19 protein-coding genes are annotated in these 23,557 nt (G+C 44.9%); 11 read left to right on the top strand and 8 right to left on the bottom strand.

The window, feature by feature from the left end:
* Positions 1–29 precede the first annotated feature (29 nt).
* From Q7A_RS01830 to Q7A_RS01860, 7 genes are all read left to right on the top strand, one after another.
* Entirely contained in the window at positions 30–221 is a 192-nt protein-coding gene (locus Q7A_RS01830) for a YjfB family protein (protein ID WP_014705619.1), read from the top strand.
* Positions 222–345: 124 nt separating this feature from the next.
* On the top strand, positions 346–1,734 hold the full coding sequence (locus Q7A_RS01835) for a sodium:solute symporter family protein (RefSeq protein ID WP_014705620.1): 1,389 nt from the start codon (positions 346–348) through the stop codon (positions 1,732–1,734).
* Between the two features lie 25 nt (positions 1,735–1,759).
* Positions 1,760–2,020 (top strand): hypothetical protein, encoded by a 261-nt coding sequence (locus tag Q7A_RS01840; RefSeq protein ID WP_014705621.1) that lies wholly within the window; start codon positions 1,760–1,762, stop codon positions 2,018–2,020.
* A 32-nt stretch (positions 2,021–2,052) separates the two neighbouring features.
* Positions 2,053–2,373, top strand: a complete 321-nt coding sequence (locus tag Q7A_RS01845; protein WP_041354231.1) for a hypothetical protein — start codon at positions 2,053–2,055, stop codon at positions 2,371–2,373.
* A 70-nt stretch (positions 2,374–2,443) separates the two neighbouring features.
* Complete coding sequence (locus tag Q7A_RS01850) at positions 2,444–3,739, top strand: TolC family protein (protein WP_014705623.1); 1,296 nt, start codon at positions 2,444–2,446, stop codon at positions 3,737–3,739.
* A 4-nt stretch (positions 3,740–3,743) separates the two neighbouring features.
* Positions 3,744–4,970 carry an efflux RND transporter periplasmic adaptor subunit gene (locus tag Q7A_RS01855; protein WP_014705624.1) on the top strand — a complete coding sequence of 409 codons (1,227 nt, stop codon included), beginning with the start codon at positions 3,744–3,746 and terminating at the stop codon, positions 4,968–4,970.
* Between the two features lie 9 nt (positions 4,971–4,979).
* A complete protein-coding gene (locus tag Q7A_RS01860) occupies positions 4,980–8,102 on the top strand; it encodes an efflux RND transporter permease subunit (protein WP_014705625.1) in 3,123 nt (1,040 codons plus the stop codon).
* Positions 8,103–8,179: 77 nt separating this feature from the next.
* Here the strand turns inward: Q7A_RS01860 and Q7A_RS01865 are convergent, their stop codons facing one another.
* Positions 8,180–8,557, bottom strand: a complete 378-nt coding sequence (locus tag Q7A_RS01865) for a DUF4168 domain-containing protein (protein ID WP_014705626.1) — start codon at positions 8,555–8,557, stop codon at positions 8,180–8,182.
* Between the two features lie 205 nt (positions 8,558–8,762).
* Here Q7A_RS01865 and Q7A_RS01870 point away from each other — a divergent pair, with 205 nt between their 5' ends.
* Positions 8,763–10,223: a sensor histidine kinase gene (locus tag Q7A_RS01870; RefSeq protein WP_014705627.1), complete on the top strand. Its 1,461-nt coding sequence runs from the start codon at positions 8,763–8,765 to the stop codon at positions 10,221–10,223.
* Entirely contained in the window at positions 10,220–11,647 is a 1,428-nt protein-coding gene (locus Q7A_RS01875; protein ID WP_014705628.1) for a sigma-54-dependent transcriptional regulator, read from the top strand. The genes Q7A_RS01870 and Q7A_RS01875 overlap by 4 nt, the downstream gene beginning before the upstream one ends.
* Here the strand turns inward: Q7A_RS01875 and Q7A_RS01880 are convergent.
* From Q7A_RS01880 to Q7A_RS01910, 7 genes are all read right to left on the bottom strand, one after another.
* The gene (locus Q7A_RS01880) at positions 11,644–12,777 is read right to left on the bottom strand and encodes a WG repeat-containing protein (protein WP_014705629.1); all 1,134 of its coding nucleotides are present in this window, start codon (positions 12,775–12,777) and stop codon (positions 11,644–11,646) included. The two genes, Q7A_RS01875 and Q7A_RS01880, sit on opposite strands and share 4 nt — an antisense overlap.
* Before the next feature lie 276 nt (positions 12,778–13,053).
* Positions 13,054–14,409: a glutathione-disulfide reductase gene (gorA, locus tag Q7A_RS01885; protein ID WP_014705630.1), complete on the bottom strand. Its 1,356-nt coding sequence runs from the start codon at positions 14,407–14,409 to the stop codon at positions 13,054–13,056.
* Between the two features lie 87 nt (positions 14,410–14,496).
* Positions 14,497–15,021, bottom strand: coding sequence for a peroxiredoxin (locus tag Q7A_RS01890; protein WP_014705631.1), 525 nt, complete (start codon positions 15,019–15,021; stop codon positions 14,497–14,499).
* 122 nt (positions 15,022–15,143) lie between these two features.
* Positions 15,144–17,342 carry an EAL domain-containing protein gene (locus Q7A_RS01895; protein ID WP_048480970.1) on the bottom strand — a complete coding sequence of 733 codons (2,199 nt, stop codon included), beginning with the start codon at positions 17,340–17,342 and terminating at the stop codon, positions 15,144–15,146.
* Between the two features lie 11 nt (positions 17,343–17,353).
* On the bottom strand, positions 17,354–20,317 hold the full coding sequence (locus tag Q7A_RS01900) for a hybrid sensor histidine kinase/response regulator (RefSeq protein ID WP_014705633.1): 2,964 nt from the start codon (positions 20,315–20,317) through the stop codon (positions 17,354–17,356).
* A 150-nt stretch (positions 20,318–20,467) separates the two neighbouring features.
* A complete protein-coding gene (locus tag Q7A_RS01905; RefSeq protein ID WP_014705634.1) occupies positions 20,468–21,028 on the bottom strand; it encodes a 5-formyltetrahydrofolate cyclo-ligase in 561 nt (186 codons plus the stop codon).
* The gene (locus tag Q7A_RS01910) at positions 21,025–21,465 is read right to left on the bottom strand and encodes an RrF2 family transcriptional regulator (protein ID WP_014705635.1); all 441 of its coding nucleotides are present in this window, start codon (positions 21,463–21,465) and stop codon (positions 21,025–21,027) included. Before Q7A_RS01910 ends, Q7A_RS01905 begins: the two co-directional genes overlap by 4 nt.
* Positions 21,466–21,551: 86 nt before the next feature.
* Here Q7A_RS01910 and hmpA point away from each other — a divergent pair, with 86 nt between their 5' ends.
* Both hmpA and Q7A_RS01920 read left to right on the top strand, forming a co-directional pair.
* Complete coding sequence (hmpA, locus tag Q7A_RS01915; RefSeq protein ID WP_014705636.1) at positions 21,552–22,784, top strand: NO-inducible flavohemoprotein; 1,233 nt, start codon at positions 21,552–21,554, stop codon at positions 22,782–22,784.
* A 184-nt stretch (positions 22,785–22,968) separates the two neighbouring features.
* Positions 22,969–23,286 carry a PepSY domain-containing protein gene (locus Q7A_RS01920; protein WP_014705637.1) on the top strand — a complete coding sequence of 106 codons (318 nt, stop codon included), beginning with the start codon at positions 22,969–22,971 and terminating at the stop codon, positions 23,284–23,286.
* The last annotated feature ends 271 nt before the right edge of the window (positions 23,287–23,557 follow it).

The following is a 23,557-nucleotide window of genomic DNA, read 5'->3' on the forward strand; positions in this document are numbered from 1 at the left end:
CATTTAGAATAAGTTTTTAGGAAGGCATAATGGATACAACGAATGTTGCTGCAATGGCAAGTCAGTTGTCCGTTCAGCAGTCAGCCCAGCAACAAATGGTTGCGACGCTTAAACTCAGCAATGATCAGATTGAGGCCCAAGGCCAGGCAGTATTGAAGTTACTGGATGCTGTTCCGGTGCCTCAGGGAAATGTAGGCAATATCATTAATGTAAAAGTGTGACAAGAATTTAACGTTTCACAATACAAGTTTTATTGAAACCACCCCAGACATTGTCTCGGGTGGTTTTTTAATGCCTGAAAAACACGTAAGCTTCTACCTGACTTCATTTCTTGGATAAGTGGATATGGAAACCCTTGTTGTAATTATTTACCTGTTTTTTGTGCTGCTTATAGGCTTGTGGGCCGGACGTGGCATAAAAACCATGCAGGATTATGCTCTGGCAGGGAAATCTTTTGGCATGCTGGTGATATTTGCCACTTTATCGGCATCGTTTATCGGTGGTGGATTTTCCATGGGAAATGCCGAAAAGGTATTTCTGGTTGGCATCAGTAATATTGTTGCGTTATGGGGCTTTAGCATAAAAGAAATTCTGGTCGCCCGCTATATTGCACCGCAAATGATGCGTTATCCAAATGCCATTTCAGTAGGCGATATTATGGATGAACATTACGGTAAAGGGGCCCGGCTATTCAGTGGTGTATTTTCGCTCGCCCTGTGCGCGGGGATCCTCGGCGCCCAAATTGGTGCTATGGGTTATGTGTTTAACCTGTTTCTTGATGTTGATCGGGTGTGGGGTGTATTGATTGGTTGCGGCATTGTTATCGCATATGCAACGGTTGGTGGAATGCGTTCCGTGGTCTGGACCGATATTATTCAATTTATCGTGCTGGCCTTCGGCATCCCGATGACATTGTATTTTGGTTTACAGCATGTTGGTGGCTGGCAGTCCATGCAAAACAATTTACCTGCAACGCACTTTACCTTACCCATAGAACCATTGGCAGTTATTGCATTATTATCGTTATTTATGACATTCATGCTGGGTGAAACGTTGGTACCACCCTATTTGCAACGGTTGTTAATTGGTAAAAGCAGTAAAGATGTTATTCGTGGGTCATTATTAAGCGGATTGTTTTCGATTCCGTTTTTTGCCATTACCGGTTTGATTGGTTTAGTGGCATTAGCCATGCAACCCTCACTAGATGCTAATTTAGCGATGCCTTATGTTATTCAACAGGCTGTCCCGCCAATCCTGCAAGGTATTGTGGCAGCAGCCATTGTTTCTATCATTATGTCTTCAGCAGATTCGTTTTTAAATTCGGCATCAATTGCCTTCAGTAATGATATTGTCAGGCCATTACGGAAAACACCCTTAACAGCCAAAGCAGAATTAATGCTCGCTCGTGTAGTCACATTATTAGTGGGCATTGCATCAATGGTTTTTGCTTTATCGATTGATAGCGTAATCGATATTCTGATTTATGCGTATAACTTTTGGGCCCCAACCGTGTTAGTGCCTTTGACGATGGCAATTCTGGGCTGTTATGTGAGTCGTAAACGGTTTATTGCCGGAGCGGTGGCTGGAATCGGCTCTGCCATTGTCTGGAATGTAGTATTACAGCAGCCATGGCAGATTGATGCTTTGGTGGTTGGTTTTTTTGCCAACTTAATTGCCTTTACTTGCGTTGATAGACCTGCTGCAAAAGCCGCTAAACTGGCAGATGCTCAATAGTCAGACATTGCTGAGGAATTACAAGATGAAATTATCGATAACCCGTCTTCAAGGACTACTGATCTTGCCGATACTGGCTGCTATGAGCAGTTGTGCTGCTTATAGTGTCGTCAACAGTGATCGTTATTCGGGATCGTCCAGTGCAGTCCCTGCCGAATATATTCCCTCACCGGGTTTTTGCCGTATATGGTTTAAAAATCGTGATCCTGAACAGCAACCGGCCCAGGGTGACTGTGAAACGTTGAAACAGGATATTCCTGAAAATGCCGTGTTGTTAAAAGGCTGACTTTAACGATGCAATCACGCTAGAATTGTTTCATGACTGACCGCTTACGCATACTGACCGCTCTCTTTGTTATCATCAATTTATTGATGGTCAGTGGCGTTACTGCGTCTGTGGCTCACCTCCCAGACGATCATTATTCAGCCCATTTGAGTATTGCGCATAGTCATGCTGATCATGACTATCAGCATGAGAATCTTGATCATGACCATCAGCTGCATCTGCATTTGGTTGCGGATTTAGTCAGTTATTCACTATTTTTTCAGGCTCGGACGGCTGATGCCGTTGCCCACACCAGCAGCAGTCAGCTGGTGACTTTGTATTATTCCCCTCTGTTACCGCCCCCCAACGCTTAATTCCATAACGTTTTAAAAAACTTTTAGTTTTGCTGCCTGCTTCTAAGCTGGTGGTGTTATGGAGTTCATCATGAATTATCAAATAAATTCGCTCGCCGACAGGGTATTGATACCGCTGTTGCTGATCTCTCTATTGTTAGCGACGTCAGCCGTGAACGCAGATAACCGAACAAGTCTGAATCTGGCCACAGCGCTAGAGCGCACGTTATTACTGAGTCCGAGATTACAGCCGTTCCCCTATCAACAGCGCGCGCTTGAAGCACAGAAACTACAGGCTGGGTTGCCACCCAATCCCAAATTACAGGCAGATTTGGAAAATGTGCTGGGCTCCGGCAATAGCCGGGGTCTTTCCGGTGCGGAATTAACTCTATCGTTAAGCCAGCTTGTTGAAATGGGCGATAAACGGCAGAAACGCGTCGATCTGGTCGATGCCAAATCCAGTCAATTGCAACAGCAATTTGAGATCCAGCGTCTGGACACGCTTTCTGATGTGACCGCCAAGTATCTGCAGGCATTACGGATAGATGCATTAGTAAGCTGGAATCAAAGGCGTATTCAGATTGAGCAGCAGGCCCTGGAGGTTATACAACAACGTGCTGCTGCCGGAGCGGTTGGTCAGGCAGATGTTTTACGGATGCAACTGTTGCTTGAACGCTCTGAGTCCAGACAACAACAGCTAAATGGACAACGCAAACTTGCTTATCAGCATGTCGCTGCCAGTTGGGGAGAAGAAGTCGATTTTGCCGAGTTGGAAGGGCAATTACAGGAACTGCCAACTTTGCCGGAACAGGATACGTTGGAACAGGCCATCCTTCATTCTCCGGCCTTCTTACAGAGCCATAGCTTAATCCGCTTACGTGAAGCCCAATTACGTCTGAGTGAAGCCAAATCCAGATCTGATTTCAGCTTCGGCGCCGGTATTCGCCGTCTGGAAGGTCAAAACGACAATGCTCTGGTGTTCAGTTTTTCAATGCCGCTGCAGTTATACGACCGCAATCAGGGCAATATCGCCGCGGCACATGCGGAATATGAAGCTGGAGTATTGCAGCAACAGCTGACGCGAACTGAATTGCGGATGGCCTTATTGGAAATCTATCAGGCCATGCTGAATAACCATCAACAAATCGATCGGCTGCAAAAAACGCTGACGCCTTTGACGCAAGAGCTTTTGAAACAAACGGAAACAGGTTATCAGTCAGGACAATACAACGTCTTGCAATGGATTGATGCACAACGCGAAGCATTCACTGTTGAACGTGATCTGATTGAAGCACAAACCGCTGTACATACCCAGTTACTTGAACTGGAGCGGTTAACCGGGATGCCTTTAAGCCGCTCAATCTTTACTGCCAGTTATCAGGAATAGTCCGATGAAATTAAGCACCTTATTTTTTAGCCTGCTGGTACTGTCGAGTTCAGTAGTTCTAGCGGCGAACGATCATGCTCATAGTGAACCGCATGATCACGAAGAAACCCTGGAAGGACCGCATGGTGGACGTTTGTTGGAGAATGAAAACTTTGCGGTGGAAATAACCATTTATGAACAGGGCGTACCACCGGAAATGCGGGTTTATGCCTATGAACATGGAAAGCCAGTCGATCCTCAGCAGATCAATTTAACGGTAACGTTAAATCGACTGGACGATGAACAGAATCTTATCGACTTTACGACTGAAGCGGATTATCTGTTAGGAGATACGGTTATAGACGAACCACATTCATTTGAAGTGGTTGTGGAAGCCGAATATCAGGGTAAGTCCCATCATTGGCACTATGACAGTTTTGAGGGTCGCAGCACGATAACGGATCGCATGATAACGCTATCAGGAATAGAAACAGAAGCAGCTGGACCACAAACCTTATCAATAACGAATTCCCTCTATGGGGTAGTAAGTGTCGCGGAGGACCGCCAGTATCGGGTGCATGCGCCGTACCCCGGCATTATTGAATCGGTGATGGTTAATACCGGCGATAAAGTCAAAAAAGGTCAGGTGCTAGTGACCGTGCGTAATCAAACCACTTTACAAAGCTACTCTATCCGCAGTCCGGCCAACGGTGAGGTCACCCGGCGTATGGCCAATGCCGGTGATCACAGTGATATGGGCAGTTTGCTGGAAGTCAGTGATTTATCCCGAGTCTGGGTTGAGCTGTCGATGTTTCCCTCTGATATCGAACAATTACGGGTCGGTATGCCGGTCAAGGTGAATGATTTACATCAGCATGAATCAGCTGGGGGGAAAATCAGTTACATCTCCCCCAAAATGACCGGAGGTCACATTGCCCGGGCCCGTGCTGAAATTACCAATGCAGAAGGGCATTGGCGACCCGGTATGCATGTCAACGCTGAAGTGACAGTTGAACAATACCCTGCTGAGCTGGCTGTAAAACACAGTGCTATTCAAAGTTATCGGGATATGCCGGTAGTTTTTGTTCGTTATGGCAATACATTTGAAGTCAGAATGCTCACGTTTGGCAAACAGGGAGCGGACTATATCGAAGTGCTTTCGGGGTTAAAACCAGGCAGCCAGTATGTGACGACAAACAGTTTTCTGCTCAAGGCAGAGGTGCTTAAATCCGGCGCCACCCATGATCACTAGGAAATAAGCATGATTCATTCAATTGTACAGTTTTCAGTGCATCGCCGATGGCTGGTGCTTTTCTTAACAATGCTTATTGCCGGAGTGGGCGCTTACAACGTTTTCCAGCTTAATATTGATGCTGTGCCGGATATTACCAATGTCCAGGTGCAGATTAATACCGAAGCAGAAGGTTATTCACCGTTGGAGGTTGAACAGCGAATTACCTATAGCGTCGAAAATGCGATGGCCGGCTTACCCAATCTCGATTACACCCGATCTTTATCACGCTATGGATTATCTCAAGTCACGGTGGTGTTTGAAGAAGATACAGATATTTATCTTGCCAGGCAGTTAATAAACGAACGCCTGCAGGGAATTCGCAGTGAGTTACCCGTTGGCATAGAACCGCAGATGGGACCGATCGCCACTGGTTTGGGGGAGGTGTTTACCTACAGTGTGCAGGCGAAATTGGATGCGTTGAAAGCCGATGGCACTGAATATACGGCAGAAGATTTACGCACCATCCAGGACTGGATTATCCGTCCCCAGATGGTAAAAGTGCCGGGCGTTACCGAGATCAATAGCATCGGTGGTTATGAACGTGAATATCAGGTGGCTCCTGATCCAGCCAAACTACTGGCCTACAAAGTCAGCCTGGCCGAACTCAGCGAGGCATTAATTCGCAACAACCAGAATGCGGGTGCCGGTTATATTGAACGTAATGGTGAACAGTGGCTGGTACGTTCTCCAGGTCAGTTAACCTCTCTGCAAGATATTCGAAATGTCGTTATTACCAAACGTGATGACACGCCAATCCGGATAGCGGATGTGGCCGAGGTGTTTTACGGAAAACAGTTGCGTACCGGCGCTGCAACCCAGGATGGAAAGGAAACGGTGTTAGGTACGGCGTTTATGCTGATTGGCGAAAACAGTCGAGTGGTCGCCAGAGCAGTTGCTGAACGTCTGGAGCAGGTAAATCTGAGTTTACCGGAAGGTATTGTGGCTGAAGCGGTATATGACCGGACTACATTAGTCGACAAAACACTTAAAACAGTCCAAAAAAATCTGTTCGAGGGCGCTTTGCTGGTGATGGTAGTATTGTTTTTATTGCTGGGAAATATTCGGGCAGCATTAATCACGGCGCTGGTCATCCCGTTAAGTATGTTATTTGCCATTACCGGAATGGTCAGCAACAAAGTGTCGGGCAATTTGATGAGTCTGGGAGCGATTGATTTTGGCCTGATAGTCGATGGTGCGGTGATCGTCGTGGAAAACGCCTTGCGTCGTCTTGGGTTGGCACAGCAACGTCTGGGCCGTTTATTAAGCTTGCAGGAACGCCTGGCGGAGGTAATTGAGAGTACCCGTGAAGTGTTTAACCCGGCGGTATTTGGCATGTTTATTATCATGCTGGTGTACCTACCGATTTTTGCCCTCAGTGGTGTTGAAGGCAAAATGTTTCATCCGATGGCATTTACTGTGGTGGCAGCGCTAACCGGGGCTTTGATATTTGCCGTGACCTTTGTGCCGGCTGCGGTGGCGGTATTGATCACCGGCAAGGTGGCCGAACAGGAAAATCCCATTATGCGAATGGCGCGCTGGGTTTATCGGCCGCTGTTAAGTCTGTCTTTACGTCTGCCTTTTATAATTGTGTTACTGGCCACGCTGATGGTCAGTATCACGGTTTATTATGGTTCGCGTTTAGGCAGCGAGTTTCTGCCACAACTGGATGAAGGTGATATTGCCTTGCATGCCTTGCGTGTTACCGGCACCGGACTGGAACAATCTGTGGCAATGCAAAATCAGCTGGAATCGGTGATCGCCGAGTTTCCACAGGTCAAACATGTTTACTCGAAAATTGGTACGCCGGATATCGCTACTGACCCGATGCCACCAAGTGTTGCAGATACCTTTGTTATTTTGCACTCACTTGAACAATGGCCTGAGCCTGAATTGAGCAAAGCGGAATTCCTGGCAGAATTACGTGAAGCTGTTGAAGCGGTGCCAGGAAATCTCTATGAATTCACCCAGCCGATTGAAATGCGTTTCAATGAATTGATTGCCGGGGTCCGTGCAGACGTGGCTTTACGAATTTATGGCGATGACTTGGAGACGCTTTATCAACTTGGCGTTCAGACTGAGCAAATGTTGTCAGGTGTTACTGGTGCTTCAGATGTAAGGATGGAACAACTGACCGGTTTGCCAATGCTATCAATTGAGCCACAACGTGATCATCTCGCTCTGTTGGGCTTGGATATCGCCAGTCTGCAGCAAAGTATTCAAACGGCGATTGGCGGCACCTCTGCCGGCTTGATTTATGAAGGGGATAAACGTTTCCGAATCGTGGTTCGGTTAGAGGATGAGATACGTAAGAATCCCGACCGCTTGGCGAAACTTCCCATTGCTTTACCCAACAGTGATGATCCAGATTTATCTTATGTGCCGTTGGGTGAAATTGCCGATATTAAAGCTATCAGCGGCCCCAATCAGATAAACCGTGAAAGCGGCAAACGTCACGTCATTATCAGTGCCAATGTGGTGGATAGGGATCTGGGATCTTTTATAGCGGATGTACAACAGAGTGCACAACAGCTCGATTTGCCAGCCGGATATTGGCTGGAATATGGCGGAACCTTTGAACAATTGGAATCGGCCAGCAAGCGACTTATGGTTGTGGTGCCCGTAACACTGTTGCTGATCCTGATGTTATTGTTCAGTGTGTTTAATTCATTAAAAGATGCTTTGCTGATTTTTACCGGTGTACCAATGGCATTAACCGGTGGACTGATTGCACTGATGTTAAGGGATATGCCGTTATCCATTTCTGCGGCAGTGGGATTTATTGCTTTATCGGGTATAGCCGTCTTAAACGGCGTGGTGATGTTGACGTTTATTCGACAGCTGCGGGAACAGGGTTTGGTGTTGCTGGAAGCTGTTTTCGACGGTGCAATGCAACGCTTACGACCTGTATTGATGACCGCCCTGGTAGCCGGTTTAGGGTTTCTGCCGATGGCATTGAATACGGGAACCGGTGCTGAAGTTCAGCGTCCATTAGCTACGGTCGTGGTGGGGGGAATTATTTCTTCAACGTTATTGACCTTGCTGGTGTTACCAGCCTTGTATTTTTTAGCCTATAGATTCAAATCAAAATAAGGTCGAAGGTCGGTAGGCTAGAAATGAAAAAGCCGGGAGAACCCCGGCTTTTCCACAACATACGAAGCTGAAACGTATTAGTTCAACATAGATTGCACTTTGTCGCGCAATTGAGCATCGCTTTGGATGGCCAAGGCGATATTGCTATATGTTTCTACATCCAGACCTTCGTTTTGAACGGTTTGGACCATTTTCTGGCTGGCTTCCTGTTGTAACTGGGCAGCTTGGTCAGGATCTTCAGTACTTTCCAGACGGCCTGAATATTCATTACGAATTTCTTCAAGATCACCCTGAACATCGGCAAATTTTTGCAACTCAGTATCACTGAAATCAGTTGCTGGAGCTGTTTCAGGCATTGGCGCTTGAGGAGCTGCCTGTTGTGGTTGTTCTGCAAAAGCAGGAGCACTTAGACCCAGGGCCATTAATATTGAAGCAAAAATAGCTGTTTTTTTCATGGTGTTTTCCTTTATTGATTGTGGAACACATATAAGCAATTGCGACAATCATGCCAGAAATCCACATATTTATAAGTCAATGTATTTATTAGATAAAATATTCTGTGTTAGATTTTATGAAGTCTATTTGTAGCTTGACGGGTGCCTTAGTGTGTGTCAATTTGGCCCATGTGCCATAAATTCAAGTTTGTTAAAAGGGCATTGAATGCGTTTTCCATCCATTTTCAGCAATCTGCGATTAGTGTTGATCATGCAGGTTGCATTGCCAGTGTTACTGGTGCTGGCGATGATCCTCGCCATTGGTCTCTCGATGGTGGGCCAATTTATCGAGGAAAGAATGCAGCGGGATTTACAGCAAGTGGCTCGAACCATTCACTTACCTGTTTCTCAGGCACTGGAACGACAGGATCTGGATCAGTTACAAAACAGTATGGCATCGGTTTTTGGTATTACCGAGGTATATGGAGCCTATTTATTCGATGCTAATGGCAGGCGTTTAAGCAGTTTTGGTGTCGTTAATCCGACAAAAGAACAGGCGACGGATGCACTTGAACAGATAGTCGAAGGTGAATTTGCACAATATGAACGGATTCGTGGCCGTAATGTGTATTCCTTTTTTATGCCTATATTTGATGCGACTGGCCAGCCAAATGGCCTATTACAGGTAACACGTCGGCGCAGTGATATTGATCGTGAGCTGACCGAATTAAAATATTGGGCCTGGGGCGGCTTTGGTCTGGTGTCCTTAATTATTCTCGGGGTTATTACCTATTCGCATCAACGTGCCATTGAAACGCCATTGCAGAAGTTGGTTGAAAGCATGCGGCGAGTAAGCCAGGGGGATAGAGAGCACCGGGCAGCAGAACAGGGACCAATTGAAATTAGCCAATTGGCAAAAGGACTCAATGGCATGCTCAATGCAATTGAAGCTGCAGAGAAAAGCGAAGCTCAGCAACGTTCCGCCCGGGAGCAGATGGCAGAAAGACTCAGGCAAACTGAAACCATGGCAGCGCTTGGACAATTATCGGCCGGTGTCGCTCATGAATTAGGTGCACCACTCACAGTGGTTGATGGACGAGCCAGCCGATTATTAAGGCGGCTGGAAAATGAAAATGACGTAAAAGAATTAAATGAAATTCGTCAGCAGGCAGCCAGAATGACCTCGATTATTCAGCAATTACTCAGCTTTGGCCGTTCATCGCGTGCTGAATTTCGAGAACTTGATGTGACGTCATTGATCGAAAGGGCCGAAGCATTGTTGGCCAATCAAGGTTATCGAGTCAACCTTGTTAAGGGATCCATGGCAACAATTAAAGGCGATTCATTAAGCCTGGAACAGGCTTTGATCAATTTATTACGCAATGCCTGTCAGGCCTGTCCTGATGGGCCGGTTGAACTCTCTTGGGAACAGGGTGGAAAACAGTTACAAATCCATGTAGATGATGCTGGCCCTGGTATTAACGAAGAGCAGAAAACCCAGATTTTTGATCCCTTTGTCACGACCAAAGCGCCGGGTGAAGGCAGTGGTCTGGGGCTGGCTATTGTGAAACGGATCTTGCGAGAACATCAGGGGGAGGTTGTTTTGAGTCATAGTCCACTGGGTGGCGCCAGATTCAGTCTGATTTTACCGTTAGTTTTAACAACAGATTCCGGAACAACCGCATGACCACAAAACAGAATAAAAATTTACCCATCCTGTTGATAGAAGATGATCAGGCGTTAGCCCGACTGATTTCAGATGAGCTGGAAGCTGAAGGCTGGAATCTGGAGATTCATCATCAGCTTCAATCGGCTCTGGACTGGCTCAACATTAATCAACCGGCTTTGATTGTTACTGATTTGCGGTTGCCTGATGGCAATGGAATGCAGGTGGTTGAGCAGGTCGTCACCCACTGGCCGGAAGAACAACGACCAGGGCTTATCGTTATTACGGCATTTGGCAGTGTGCGACAGGCAGTGCAGGCTTTACAGGCGGGTGCTGATGACTTTCTCACCAAGCCTCTGGATTTGGAACATTTTTTGCTGGCGGTTGAACGGGTGGTCGCTACCCGTAAATTACATGATGAGCTGTTTCAATTTCGCAAGCTCAACCGGCAGCCTGCCTTTCATCAGATGTTTGGTCGCAGTGAAGCCATGCGTAATTTATTTGAGCAGATTAAAGTTATTGGCCGGGCTCAGGGGCCGGTATTGATTAATGGCGAGAGTGGAACCGGTAAAGAACTGGTCGCCAAAGCATTACACGCAGAAAGTGATCGTGCTGACGGGCCATTTTTAGCGGTGAATTGTGCCGGCATTCCGCAAGAATTATTGGAGAGTGAGTTTTTTGGTCATGCAGCAGGCTCATTTACCGGTGCTAACAAAGCCCGCAAAGGGTTATTACAGGAAGCCAATGGGGGCAGTTTATTACTGGATGAAATTGGTGAAATGCCAATGGCATTGCAGGCAAAATTATTACGCGCCTTGCAGGATGGATCGATTCGTCCGGTGGGCCATGATACCGAAGAAAAAGTGGATGTCCGTATTATTGCGGCCACCCATCGGGATCTGAAACAAAAAGTTTATGAAGGCAGTTTTAGGGAAGATTTATTCTATCGTATGGAAACCTTTGCTTTATCAGTTCCTCCATTACGGGACCGTGAAGAGGATAGGGAAATTCTGGCACAGCAGTTTTTACAACAACTGGTAGTGGCTCAGGGACGCAAAATTCAGGGTTTCAGCGATAAGGCACTGGACATTATTCGTGACTATGCCTTTCCTGGCAATGTCAGGGAGCTACAGAATGTCGTGGAGAGAGCGTTTGCCTTTTGCAACGAAGACTGGGTGCAACCGCAGCATTTACCAACGCGTTTACTGGAAAATCAACCGACCCAACCGGCGATGGCAAGCCCTGAAACGGATAGGCAAAATGATCAGTTATTGGCCGGTGCTGTATTGCCAACCCTGGATCAGTTACAAAAACGTTATGTAAATATGGTTTTAAAAGAGGTGGACGGTAATAAACGTCGCGCCGCTGCGTTACTGGGAATTGGTCGTCGTACTTTGTATCGCTGGCTGGATGAGGAAACTGATGAGGCAGAAGATACCGCTTAATCCCTCGAGATATAACCCCATTTATCACGAATTTTTATTGCCGCCAAACCTTCATTGAATGGTTGAGCATGTTCGAATTGGGGTTCGATAACCACTTCACCTTGCCGGTTAATATAACCATACTGCCGGTAGTTGTAGGTTATCACTGCCAGACCATCCGAGAATGAATATGCCCAGACATATTCCGGTTCAATTTCAATCTGGCCATCGGTATTGATATAGCCAACCTTGGCGTTTTTCTCCACCCGGGCCAAACCTTCGCGGAAATTCCAGGCATCATCAAAATAGGGCTTAACTACTATTTCTCCACTGGAATCAATAAAACCGTATAGCCCACTTTGTTTAATGACGGCAAAACCTTCACCAAATGCTTTGGCTTGATCAAATTGAGGACGTATCAGCCAGCCGCCCTTTTTATCGATATACCCCCACTTTCCATCAACAGAAACAGCCGCAAGTCCTTCACGAAATACCCGGCTCTGGTCAAATGCTGGCTTGATTAACCGTTTTCCCTCGGCATCGATATATCCCCATTCTTCGCCAACTCTAACGGCCGCACGTTGTTCGCTGAAGATCTGAATTTCATCAAATTGTGCCTTAATGACTTCTTCTCCCTCAGTATTCAGATAGCCCCATTGATCATTAACTCTGAAACCCGCCAGACCTTCAGAGAAAACGCCCACATTGTCATATTTGGCCGGGATTACTTCCTGACCAGAAGTATTAAGAAAGCCCCAGGAGCCATCCTTGATAAAAGCAGCATATCCTTGTTTAAAAGATTGAATTTTAGGATAGCTAGGCTGCAGTATTATTTTTCCATTTCGATCCACAATGCCCCATAGATTATTTCTACGATAGGCAGTGACGCCGCTGTCCAAATCATTAATTTCATCGGCAGTGAACAGAATGTCGCCATCAGGATTGATCATGGCAAATTGTGCAATGCCCTGATCGGCAATCATTACCGCTGCCCGGTCATTTTTAAAACTGCCGGCATCATCAAAAATAAGATCAATCTTCAGGTTTTCCACATAAGCCATGGTAGGCTGAACAGCATGACTGGCAGAGATGCCTGTGAATGTCAGCGCTGACAGAATATATCCCAATGTTTTAAATAGCTTTCTACTCATAACCTCACCCACTTTCCGGGAATTATTCCCATGATAAGTCTGTTCTCGCTCGGGTGAAAACCTGGTGAAAATCTAAAATGGGAAAACGCTCTTTAAAGGCTCTGTTTAGCTTTCAGCCTTACCCTAGGGTGCGTTGATTTTTCACCTCACAACCAGAGGCGGAGATGAAAGATCAACAAGTCCTGATATCAGCATTTGCTGACTTAGGTAAAGCGTCTCGGGTTGCAACCACTAAAACCTCAGAGATCCACACGAAGCAACTCAGGATTTTTTTGATTAGTCACTCACTGGAGTACGCATGGTGACAAATTCTTCTGCAGCAGTGGGGTGAATGCCAATGGTAGCATCAAAGTCGGCCTTGGTTGCTCCGCCTTTAATCGCAATTGCAATACCCTGCATAATTTCCCCAGCAGACTCACCAACCATGTGTGCGCCCAGGACTTTGTCCGTATCCCCATCGACCAGTAGTTTCATTAATGTCCGCTCCTGGGATCCCCCTAAGGTGTGCTTCATCGCACGAAAGTTTGAGCGAAACTTCAAGACATTGGAATAATCCTGACGAGCTTGCTCTTCGGTCATGCCAACCGTACCAATATTAGGTTGGCAGAACACTGTGGTGGCAATATTGCTGTAATCCACTTTACAAGGTTGCTTATCAAACAGATAGCCCGCCAGTGCCATACCTTCGGCTAATGCAACCGGTGTTAACTCGATGCCCCCCGTCACATCTCCCAGAGCATAAATGCTGGGCTCAGAGGTCTGAAACGTTTCATTCACCTCAATATGTCCGCTTTTACTCAGCGTGATGGCAACATTTTCCAGCCCTAATCCGTCCAGGTGAGGTTTTCTGCCGGTAGCAAATAACACCGCATCAACGGTTAAATGTTGTCCGTCAGTCATGGTTAAATCGAGGCTGCCATCCGGTTGTTTCTCGATGGAGGTGATCTCGGTATTAAACCGGATATGCACACCCTTTTGTTGAATCTGCTCTGCAGCAAATTCCGCCGTCTCTTTATCAAAACCGTTAAGTAATCCACCACCACGGACAATTTGCGTAACCTGAGCGCCCAGTCCATGAAAAATACCGGCAAATTCCACGGCAATATATCCCCCGCCAACTACGGCAAGGCGTTGCGGAAACTCGTCTAAATCAAAGATGCCATTGGAATCTACGGCATGTGTTTTACCGGGAATATCAGGGACAAAAGGCCAGCCGCCAGTGGCGATCAAAATACGTTCAGTGGTAAATTTCTGACCATTGACCTCTACCGTATGAGCATCAATTATTTTGCCTCTACCGTCGATAATTTCAACGCCAGCACGATCCAGAATGCCTTCATAAACACTGTTCAAACGACTGATTTCATCCGTTTTGTTATCACGTAACGTCGCCCAGTCAAAGGCTGGTTTGCTGACTTGCCAGCCAAAACCTTTGGCATCGTTGAAATGGGCTGAATATTCAGAAGCGTAAACATAGAGTTTTTTAGGAACACAACCCACGTTTACGCAGGTACCGCCCAGATAACGATCTTCACATACTGCGACTTTTGCACCATAGGATGCTGCCATACGGCTGGCTCGAACGCCACCTGAACCGGCACCAATCACAAATAAATCGTAATCATATTGCATCTAAAAAACTCCTGTCGGCCACTCAATGTTACAAAAAAATACCGGGCCTGAAAGATCACAGGCCCGGTGTAATATAACTAATGCATGTTATTGTTTATTCAAATAATCGAGCATAGTATCGACACCGCTGACTTCAAACGGGTCATCAGGACAATTATCCATCTGGCCTGGCTCAGCAAACAGTTTTTTGATTTCGCCATCTACCACGTGCATGGAATAACGCCATGAGCGTTCACCAAAGCCCAGATTTTCTTTTTTCACCAGCATGTTCATGCCACGGGTAAATTCACCATTACCATCCGGCAGCAATTTAACTTTTTTCACGTCCTGACGTTTGCCCCATTGGAACATGGTGAAGGCATCGTTGACTGACAGGCAATAAACCTCGTCAATGCCTTTTGCCTTCAGCTCATCATAGTGTTCTTCGTAACCGGGCAAGTGGGTACTTGAACAGGTTGGAGTAAACGCACCAGGAAGAGCAAATACGATGATGCTTTTACCTTTAAAAATTTCATCGGTGGTGACATCCTGCCAACGGAAAGGGTTATCGCCACCAATGCTTTCATCTCTTACACGGGTTTTAAAAACGACATTAGGTACTCGTTGAGTCATGTTGTGAATCTCCTTTTTGGTATGAGTTATAAGCTGAACATTTATTCAGTTGCGAGCAGTGTAACGAATAAAAAATAATTAATAAAACAGATTGTTTCAATTTTTCTAATCGAAAAAAACGATTATCTGGAGGGTTGGCTATTGAGATCAATCGCCATATTCAGTTGTTGCCCACTACGCTTATTTTTATACATGGCTTCGTCAGCCAGCGAGTAAAGCTGCTGCAAATCGTAATCACTTAATGATTTTGTCGTCGTGATACCAAAACTGTAATGTAAGTGAATATCACTATGAATAGATTGATTGTAGGAATCTACCGTGTTGGAAAGCCGCTGCAGGATCGTGGCTTGATCAGAATCATTCTGATTAACCATCAACACCACAAACTCATCTCCACCAATTCGGCCGATTAAGTCTGAGTCACGAAAGGTGCTGTTTAACAGCATTGAGAATTGCAGTAATGCATTATCGCCAGCCTGATGACCATGGCCATCATTGATCTGTTTAAAGTTATCCAGATCAAAATAGATCAGTGATGCTTCATAGTCTTGGCTACGGCAGATTTGTAAAATATGGTTTGCTCTGAATTCGAAGCCCCTTCTATTTAGTAAGCCCGTTAAATGATCTTCACACAATAGCTGATTTGTAGCGACTTCTTCTTCTACCATCAGTGCCAGCTCACTTAATAAACGTGAATCCCGCTCACTTATATAACGAGGCTTATGATCAATCAGGCATAACGCTCCTAATCTTTCGCCACTGGGAGCCCGGAACGGAAAGCCGGCATAAAACCGTATAAAAGGAGCATTTACCACGAGTGAATTATCAGTGAAGCGAGCATCAATTTTTGCATCATTTACAATAAAGCCATTTTCCTGCTCGATGGTATAATTACAAAAAGCCTGTTCTCTAGGTGTTTCAGAGACATCTAAACCAATTTTTGACTTAAACCATTGTCTCTCGTCATCCAGCAAAGTAATCAGTGCAATCGGTACATCGAACATGCGTTTAGCTAACCGGGTTATTCGATCAAAACGCTGTTCGGCTGGAGTGTCCATAATTTTTAATGATTCGAGTGCTTTCAGCCGTTGCTGTTCCAGTGCCAGTTTGCGTTGTTGCAACCACTGATCAATCTCATCGGCTGGAACAGGCCTGCCAATAAAAAACCCCTGGGCTTTATCACAACCTTGCTGCTGCAGGAATTGTAAAGTGGCATAGTCTTCAATACCTTCAGCAATAACCTTCATATCCAGACTGTGGGCCAATTCGATGATGGCCTGAATAACCAACCTTGACTCTCGGGATTGCTGTGCCGTCATCACAAAGGATTTATCAACTTTTACCTCAGAAAACGGCATACGTACCAGTTGCAACATCGACGAAAAACCAGTGCCAAAATCATCAATCGATAATTGAAAGCCTTTCATTCTCAATCGAGTCAGAATATCCAGTGAAGCGACCGGATCATCCATTGCTCCAGTCTCAGTCAGCTCAAGCATAATGCTGTGAAGTTTTACCCCATGAGAAACACATAATGCTTCGATTTGATGAAATAACTTCAGGTTGCGAAGAGATACAGCAGAAATGTTGATGGAACAGATTAATTGGTTGGCTTGGGCCGTGGTAGGGTTTTGTCGTTGTTGCTGGCAGAACTGATTAAACCAGGGTAGGGCTTGTTCGAAAACCAGTAAGGTCAAATCATCAATTAAATGGTTTTGTTCGGCAATGGCAATGAATACATCCGGAGCAATAAACCCGTATTCCGGATGATTCCACCGAGCCAGCGCCTCAAACCCCATTAATTCACCGCTGATACAGCCTACTTTGGGTTGATACGCCAAGGTAATTTCCCGGTTGCTAATTGCCTGAGCAACATCTGCGGCTGTGATGGCGGGGACACTGGAAGATGATTGCAGATGTTGGCCATCAAGCAAATCAGTCGGATTAAGTGATGGCAAATCGATCATTTCACGGAAAGCTTTCGGATTAAAGGGCTTTGGTAAAATCCCGACAATGTTTAATCCGTGTGCTGCAGCAGAGCGGGCGGCGGCTTGTAAAACTTGATGACCTACACCACTGGTGATAATGATTTTGGCCGTAACCATCTGCTCACCCAATGCCCCCAGAACTTCTACGCCATCCATATCGGGCATGATCAGATCCAGTGCAATATGGGATGGCTGCCATTCATTCAATAAACTGAAAAAATTATTCGCATTGGTGGTTACTTTTACTGACATCCCCGCGTACTCAGCGACATTACGGATCGTTTCTCCAGTCAGTTCGTCGTCATCCAGTATCAGTAGTCTTTGTTCCGACATGTATTCATTACTCAGGTCTTATAAGCCAACATTTGTGCGACCTTGTTTAATAGCGCGGCACGATGATAAGGCTTATTTAAAATAGGGATGCTTCCATTTTGTTTTTCTTCTTCGTTTAATACTTTTTCAGTGTATCCGGATGTGTATAAAACAGGCAGGTTTTTTCGCAGCTGTCGGGCTTGTTGTGCCAATTCGTAGCCACTCAGTCCTCCGGGCATGAGTACATCTGTGAACAGTAAATCAATTTGCTGTGCAGACGCAAGCCAGTTTAAAGCTTGATGACCATCTGCCGCTGACAGCACCTGATAACCGGCATCCCGTAGCTGGGAAAGTGCATAATGTCTGACAAGATCATTATCTTCGACCACGAGGATTGTTTGCTGATAATGCGGTGTCGTTATCGGAGAATCAATCTCCTGTAGTACTGAGACAGGAGTCACTAAGTCATTATGAGGGAGTAACAGCTGGAATCGTGTCCCCCGGCCAAGCTCAGACTCCACCTGAATATGTCCGCCAGATTGTTTGATAAAGCCAAACACCATACTTAACCCAAGACCACTGCCTTTTCCGGCTGGCTTGGTCGTGAAAAAGGGTTCAAATACTTTATCCTGTAACGCTGGAGGTATGCCATCACCGTTATCTATAACATCAATTTTTATGTACTCACCTGCCTCAAGTTCGTTTAGTGGAATTTTTTGATGATTTGGCAAGATAAATCGTTCGGTAACTATCTTAAGCTTGCCCCCTTCAGGCATTGCATCACGAGCATTGAGCGTCAGGTTTAACAGGCTACTTTCCAGTTGAACCGGATCGATCATAACCGGCCAGATATCACTACTAAGATTTAGCTCCAGTTGATATTTTTGACCCAATGAACTTCGTAATAAGGGCTCAATATTACGTATCAACATATTGATATTAACCGCTTCTGGCGATAATGGCTGGCGTCTGGCAAAGGCCAGCAGATTACGGGTTAACCCTGCTCCACGTTCTGCTGCACTACTGATTAGTTTTGCTAAAGGTTGCAAGGTTGGGTTATCAGTAAGGGCTTCAATTAATAGTTCTGTATTTCCTGTGATGACGGTTAACAGGTTGTTGAAATCATGGGCAATGCCGCCGGTTAATTGCCCTATGGCCTCCATGCGTTGAGCCAGTTGTAATTGTTGTTGTAAATGGCGTTCTTCGGTTATGTCACGTTCTACTGAAACCCAGTGAGTATACCAACCAGCCGTTAATCCAATGGGCACGCTATTCAGTTCCAGCACTATCTCACGGCCATTTTTATGATACTGCGTCAGTTGAGCTCGGATGGGTTGCCAGGCGTTGTAGGCGGCTTTAATTTTACGGAGTTCATTTTTTTCAGTATTTGGCCCATGCAGGATTTGTAACGTTTTTCCGATGACTTCCTGACGGTTATAACCCGTTACGCGTTCAAAAGCACTATTAACAAAAACGATATTGGGTTTTTCGTGAGAATTACGCGAAGCTTCTGTAATAATGACTACGTCATTAAGTTGTGAAACGGCGCTTCGCAATAATTTAAGCTCTTCACCTTCTCGGCGTTGACGAGTCACATCCCGTAAATAGACAGTTAACCCATTATTTGAAGGGTAAACTCTGACATCCAGCCAGAGTTGTTTTGCATCATAAAAATATTCAAATGAAATCACTTGCTGTTGCGATAGTGCTAATGACAGTTTTTTATGCAAGAAACCGCTGGGATCAATATCGGTGTCTTCGATACTTTTATGATTCAGTAGTCGTGATTGCGGAATATTAAATAAAGCGACGGCATGATTATTCACATAATTAAAATATAATTCCGGGTTTAAGGTGAAAAAGGCGTCAGTGATGCTTTCCAGCGTATTCTGCAGTTGCTGTGATAAGGCTTCACTTTGTTGTTGCAGCATTTTAGTTTGGTGAATATTAATGCTGGTGCCATACCATTTTATGATTTGACCCTGTTCATCGTGGATGGCACTGGCTTGAGCCAAAAACCACAGATATTCACCATCAAAACGTCGTAGACGGTACTCATCGGAATAGGCGTCTCCAGTTCTCATTGAATGCCACCAGCGTTCACTTGCAGCCAACTGATCATCAGGGTGCAGAAGCTCAAGCCAGTTTTGAAGAATATAAGCTTCTGATTCACCGAAAAACTCGAGGGTGTAACGCGATACAGAGTCCAACAACCCTTCTTTGGTGACGGTCCACATCAATTGCAGGGTCGTTTCAGCCATATAACTAGAACGACGCTGTTCTTCTAATAAACTGCTCTCAATCAGTTTACTGTCATGGACATCCTGAATGATGCCCTGAATATGCTCTGTCACATGCCGATCATGATAAGCCATTATTCGGAGTCGTCGCGGCCCCTTCTGGCTGGCAAAAAGGAACTCACCATCAAGGGGCTGTTGGTTTTGTAATGTGGCTTTTAATGCCTGAGTCAAGGCATCCTGCTGTTTCTCCGAGAACCAGGAAACAAATTGTTTTTGCGTAAACGGGTTGAGATTTTTTTGTTCCAGAAGTTGTGCGGCTTCGGGACTTAACTGCAAAAAACCTGTCTTATCCCATTGCCAATAACCCAGTTTTGCGATTTCAGCAGCAAGTTTGAGCTGCTGCTGGTTTTTAGTCTGTTGCTGTTGAGAGCTTATGGTAAAACGGCTAAGAAAAAAGATCGTTATTAACGCCAGCGTTGCCAATATTCGATTAGCGACAAACTGAGACTGTAAAATGGCTTCCATACCTGCGGGCATTATCAATACACCAGACCAGACAAAGAGAAGACAGAACGTAAAAGTAATTGTCAGACGACGAAGACGGTTACCGATACCGGATAGCACGAGAATGGGAGTATATAACACTCCGTGGGCAAAGCCCGGGACAGTGTATCTATCGGCTAACAACACCAGAACCAGCAATAAAAAAACCAGCCAATCCAACAAAGGACTGTTCTGTAAACGGCTTATGATCATATATAGATGACTCCGGCCATCCAGCTGTGGGTGACAAAAAAGCAATTAACGGATGAATATACGTTAATAACGCGCTTCGTCACATGCTTTTAGCTTTGATATCCTAAAAAAAGGTGATTGCTACCGGTCAGCAATGATCAACAGGCGGTGTTATGAATAAATCTGTTCTTCGGTAACAATCTTATCCATGGGGATATCATGCGGTTGAGGATCTATGCTTTCAAGTAACATCCATTGAAATCCAACACCAATATATAATGGTTTTTCAGAAACGGCCAAAGTGCGATCATAAAACCCTCCGCCATTTCCCAAACGATGTAAATCCTTGTCAAAACCGACTAATGGAATAATCAGTACATCAGGTTCAACGATGGGGGTATTTTGTGGAACCGGAATATCCCATGTTTCAGCCTGCATAATGGTTTCTGGCCGCCATTGACGAAATTGCAAAGCTTGTTTGGGGGCAATAATCTTTGGTAAAGCGGCTTGCCAGCCTTGTTTGATGAGTCCACAAATAAAATCACGGCAATCAATTTCACCACGAATGGGCCAGTAGAAGCCAATAGTACCTTTGGGTAGCGGATCAATAATTAACTGTAATTGATTAAACAACGCTACCTGATGGATCAAGCGGAGATCATTAGCAAAAGCTAACCGTTGTTGAGTTAGCCGATAACGTTGTTCGTTGCGCCATTGTTTCCAAGTGGTCATGCGGGTTCCGATATTTTCAGTATTTCCTGCAGCCGATCCTGATTTAATACCATATCGGCCAACGTGTAATCATCCAGTACCTTTAGAAAGGCATCCTGGGCTTTATGCAGAGCATTTTTCAAAAAACAAGCTGGCTGGATCGGGCAGGAGGCTTCACTCCCGAAACAGGGGAGTAATCGCAGGTTTTCCGTTTTCCTCACCAGTTTTCCTATGCCGATTTCATCGATTGGTAAAGCCAGTTTCAAGCCACCTCCACGGCCTCGATAGCTGACAATATAGCCATGCTGAACCAATGTTTGTGCGACTTTTGCAAGATGATTGGATGACATGTCAAATCGTGCTGCCGCATCCGGAATAGTCGGTGCTTGCTTTCCATGATGTATCGCCAGATATACCAGTAATCTAAGGGCATAATCGGTATGCGTAGTCAGCTGCATTTCATTGACTCCAAAAAGACGGAACCATACTATGTGTTTTTAAACGGGTATGTAAAATGCCTGTTCAGCTAATTAGGAGTTCGGCAATGAAGCCTGAAACTTTCGATATTATTCGTCAAACAGTGCCCGTCCTGGAGCAGCATGGCGAATTATTAGCTGACTGTTTTTACAAAAATATGTTCCACAATAATCCAGAAGTTAAAGCGTTTTTCAATCCGGCTCATCAACATTCCGGTGCTCAGCAAAGGGCTTTGGCTGCAACCATCTGTGCGTATGCCCGCCATATTGAGAACTTTGACCAATTACAACAATTAATAGGGCTTATCTCTCAAAAACATGTTTCTTTTGGGATAAAACCAGAACATTACCCTATTGTTGAAAATCATTTTCTGTTGGCGCTTCGCGAAGTAATGGGCGAATCGGCAACAGAGGAAGTCATCGAAGCCTGGACAGAAGCTTATGGTGTGTTGGCAGGTATTTTTATCGACAAAGAAGATGATTTATATCATCAACAACAGGATAAATATGGCTGGACTGGATTTAAGACGTTCCTCCTGTTTCGACGGTATTCAGAAAGTAGCGATATAACGTCCTTCTATTTACGACCAACGGATAACAAGCCGTTACAAGCATATTTACCAGGTCAGTATATTACTCTGAAAGCCCAACTGACCGACGGTAGGCAGATAATGCGTAATTATAGTTTGTCAATGTCTCCACGAGATGATTATTTTCGCATCAGTGTAAAAAGACATGTAGGTATGCCAGGCCAACAAGCCGGGGTAATGTCAAACTTATTGCATGATCGTTTACACGATGGTGACCTGCTTTTGGTGTCTCCGCCGGTTGGAAGCTTTGTCTTAAAACGGCATGACACTGTTAATCATCCAGTCGTCCTTATTGCTGGTGGAGTGGGAATAACACCACTCATGGCCATGTTGCAAAGTGGTTTGGTTCAAGATAGCAAACGGTCTTTTACCTTGATTCAGTTAGCCAGAAATGATGAGGTTTTGCCGTTTTATGAGGAATTATCCGGACTGGCTGAAACCTACCCAAATTTGCATTGGTACATTCGATTAAGCCAGCCTTTAACCGATGACCATAACAAGCAGATTCATCATAGTGAAGGTTATATCGATCATGCATTATTTAAACAGTTATCACTGGACTTACAAGCAGACTATTATCTGTGTGGCCCGCCGGCAATGATGCAAAACACGGTGAGGCTACTTCAAGAGTACGGCGTAAATGGCTCCTCTATTTTCATTGAATATTTTGGACCTTATCAACAACAGCCTCAGGCAAGGCGCTTTACATGAAACAGCGATTATTTTGATTTAATCATCCATAACGGCGTAAAAAAGTATCGATTTATAAGATATTAATGTTAGCGTTAATTTATCAATATAAATAAAATAATAAAAAGTGGAAATAATTTTATTCAGGTTGATTTAAGTTTTATTTTGTAAAGTATGCTTACCCTAAATGAAAAAGGAGTACAGCATGCAACAACCTAATAAAATCACTTTAGCCGCTTTATTTGCTTCGGCACTGACTGTTTCCACCTCTGTTGTTATGGCAGACGATGATATGCATTCAATGCAGGAGAAAGTGGATACGTTTGGACTGATCAGCGTGGAAGACGCTAAAAATATTGCTTTGAAAGCCAAGTCAGGAGTCGTTGATGATATTGAGTTAGATGGAATCGACAATGGTGGCGGCTGGGAATATGAAGTCGAAGTAGTACAAGAAGATGGTACGGAATGGGATATCGATATCCATGCCAAAACGGGTGAAATCCGAAAAGTAGAACGGGATTGATCACTCAATAATCTTGATGTAAAAAGCAGCGGCCCGTTTTGAACGGGCCGTATTTTTATCTGTATTGTAAATATAAAATTTAAACTTCAGGTTGCATTAATTTTACTTTTATAGCGCTGGTCATCATTAATAAAAATAGTTAGAGATAAAAAGTAAGGTATTTTCTTTATTTGAAACGGTAATAAGCTTCCCGTTGTTGCAGATACTTTAATTCGGGATGCAAATCAGCAGTTAATAACATCGGGTTTATACTGATAGCGATTAAAAGCAG

The organism is Methylophaga nitratireducenticrescens, assembly GCF_000260985.4.
Classification (GTDB): Bacteria; Pseudomonadota; Gammaproteobacteria; order Nitrosococcales; family Methylophagaceae; genus Methylophaga; species Methylophaga nitratireducenticrescens.

Bases quoted from the DNA above. Each gene is read 5' to 3' on its own strand.
- Q7A_RS01830 (WP_014705619.1), top strand. From the start codon at position 30: ATGGATACAACGAATGTTGCTGCAATGGCAAGTCAGTTGTCCGTTCAG.
- Q7A_RS01835 (WP_014705620.1), top strand. From the start codon at position 346: ATGGAAACCCTTGTTGTAATTATTTACCTGTTTTTTGTGCTGCTTATA.
- Q7A_RS01840 (WP_014705621.1), top strand. From the start codon at position 1,760: ATGAAATTATCGATAACCCGTCTTCAAGGACTACTGATCTTGCCGATA.
- Q7A_RS01845 (WP_041354231.1), top strand. From the start codon at position 2,053: ATGACTGACCGCTTACGCATACTGACCGCTCTCTTTGTTATCATCAAT.
- Q7A_RS01850 (WP_014705623.1), top strand. From the start codon at position 2,444: ATGAATTATCAAATAAATTCGCTCGCCGACAGGGTATTGATACCGCTG.
- Q7A_RS01855 (WP_014705624.1), top strand. From the start codon at position 3,744: ATGAAATTAAGCACCTTATTTTTTAGCCTGCTGGTACTGTCGAGTTCA.
- Q7A_RS01860 (WP_014705625.1), top strand. From the start codon at position 4,980: ATGATTCATTCAATTGTACAGTTTTCAGTGCATCGCCGATGGCTGGTG.
- Q7A_RS01865 (WP_014705626.1), bottom strand. From the start codon at position 8,557: ATGAAAAAAACAGCTATTTTTGCTTCAATATTAATGGCCCTGGGTCTA.
- Q7A_RS01870 (WP_014705627.1), top strand. From the start codon at position 8,763: ATGCGTTTTCCATCCATTTTCAGCAATCTGCGATTAGTGTTGATCATG.
- Q7A_RS01875 (WP_014705628.1), top strand. From the start codon at position 10,220: ATGACCACAAAACAGAATAAAAATTTACCCATCCTGTTGATAGAAGAT.
- Q7A_RS01880 (WP_014705629.1), bottom strand. From the start codon at position 12,777: ATGAGTAGAAAGCTATTTAAAACATTGGGATATATTCTGTCAGCGCTG.
- gorA (WP_014705630.1), bottom strand. From the start codon at position 14,409: ATGCAATATGATTACGATTTATTTGTGATTGGTGCCGGTTCAGGTGGC.
- Q7A_RS01890 (WP_014705631.1), bottom strand. From the start codon at position 15,021: ATGACTCAACGAGTACCTAATGTCGTTTTTAAAACCCGTGTAAGAGAT.
- Q7A_RS01895 (WP_048480970.1), bottom strand. From the start codon at position 17,342: ATGTCGGAACAAAGACTACTGATACTGGATGACGACGAACTGACTGGA.
- Q7A_RS01900 (WP_014705633.1), bottom strand. From the start codon at position 20,317: ATGATCATAAGCCGTTTACAGAACAGTCCTTTGTTGGATTGGCTGGTT.
- Q7A_RS01905 (WP_014705634.1), bottom strand. From the start codon at position 21,028: ATGACCACTTGGAAACAATGGCGCAACGAACAACGTTATCGGCTAACT.
- Q7A_RS01910 (WP_014705635.1), bottom strand. From the start codon at position 21,465: ATGCAGCTGACTACGCATACCGATTATGCCCTTAGATTACTGGTATAT.
- hmpA (WP_014705636.1), top strand. From the start codon at position 21,552: ATGAAGCCTGAAACTTTCGATATTATTCGTCAAACAGTGCCCGTCCTG.
- Q7A_RS01920 (WP_014705637.1), top strand. From the start codon at position 22,969: ATGCAACAACCTAATAAAATCACTTTAGCCGCTTTATTTGCTTCGGCA.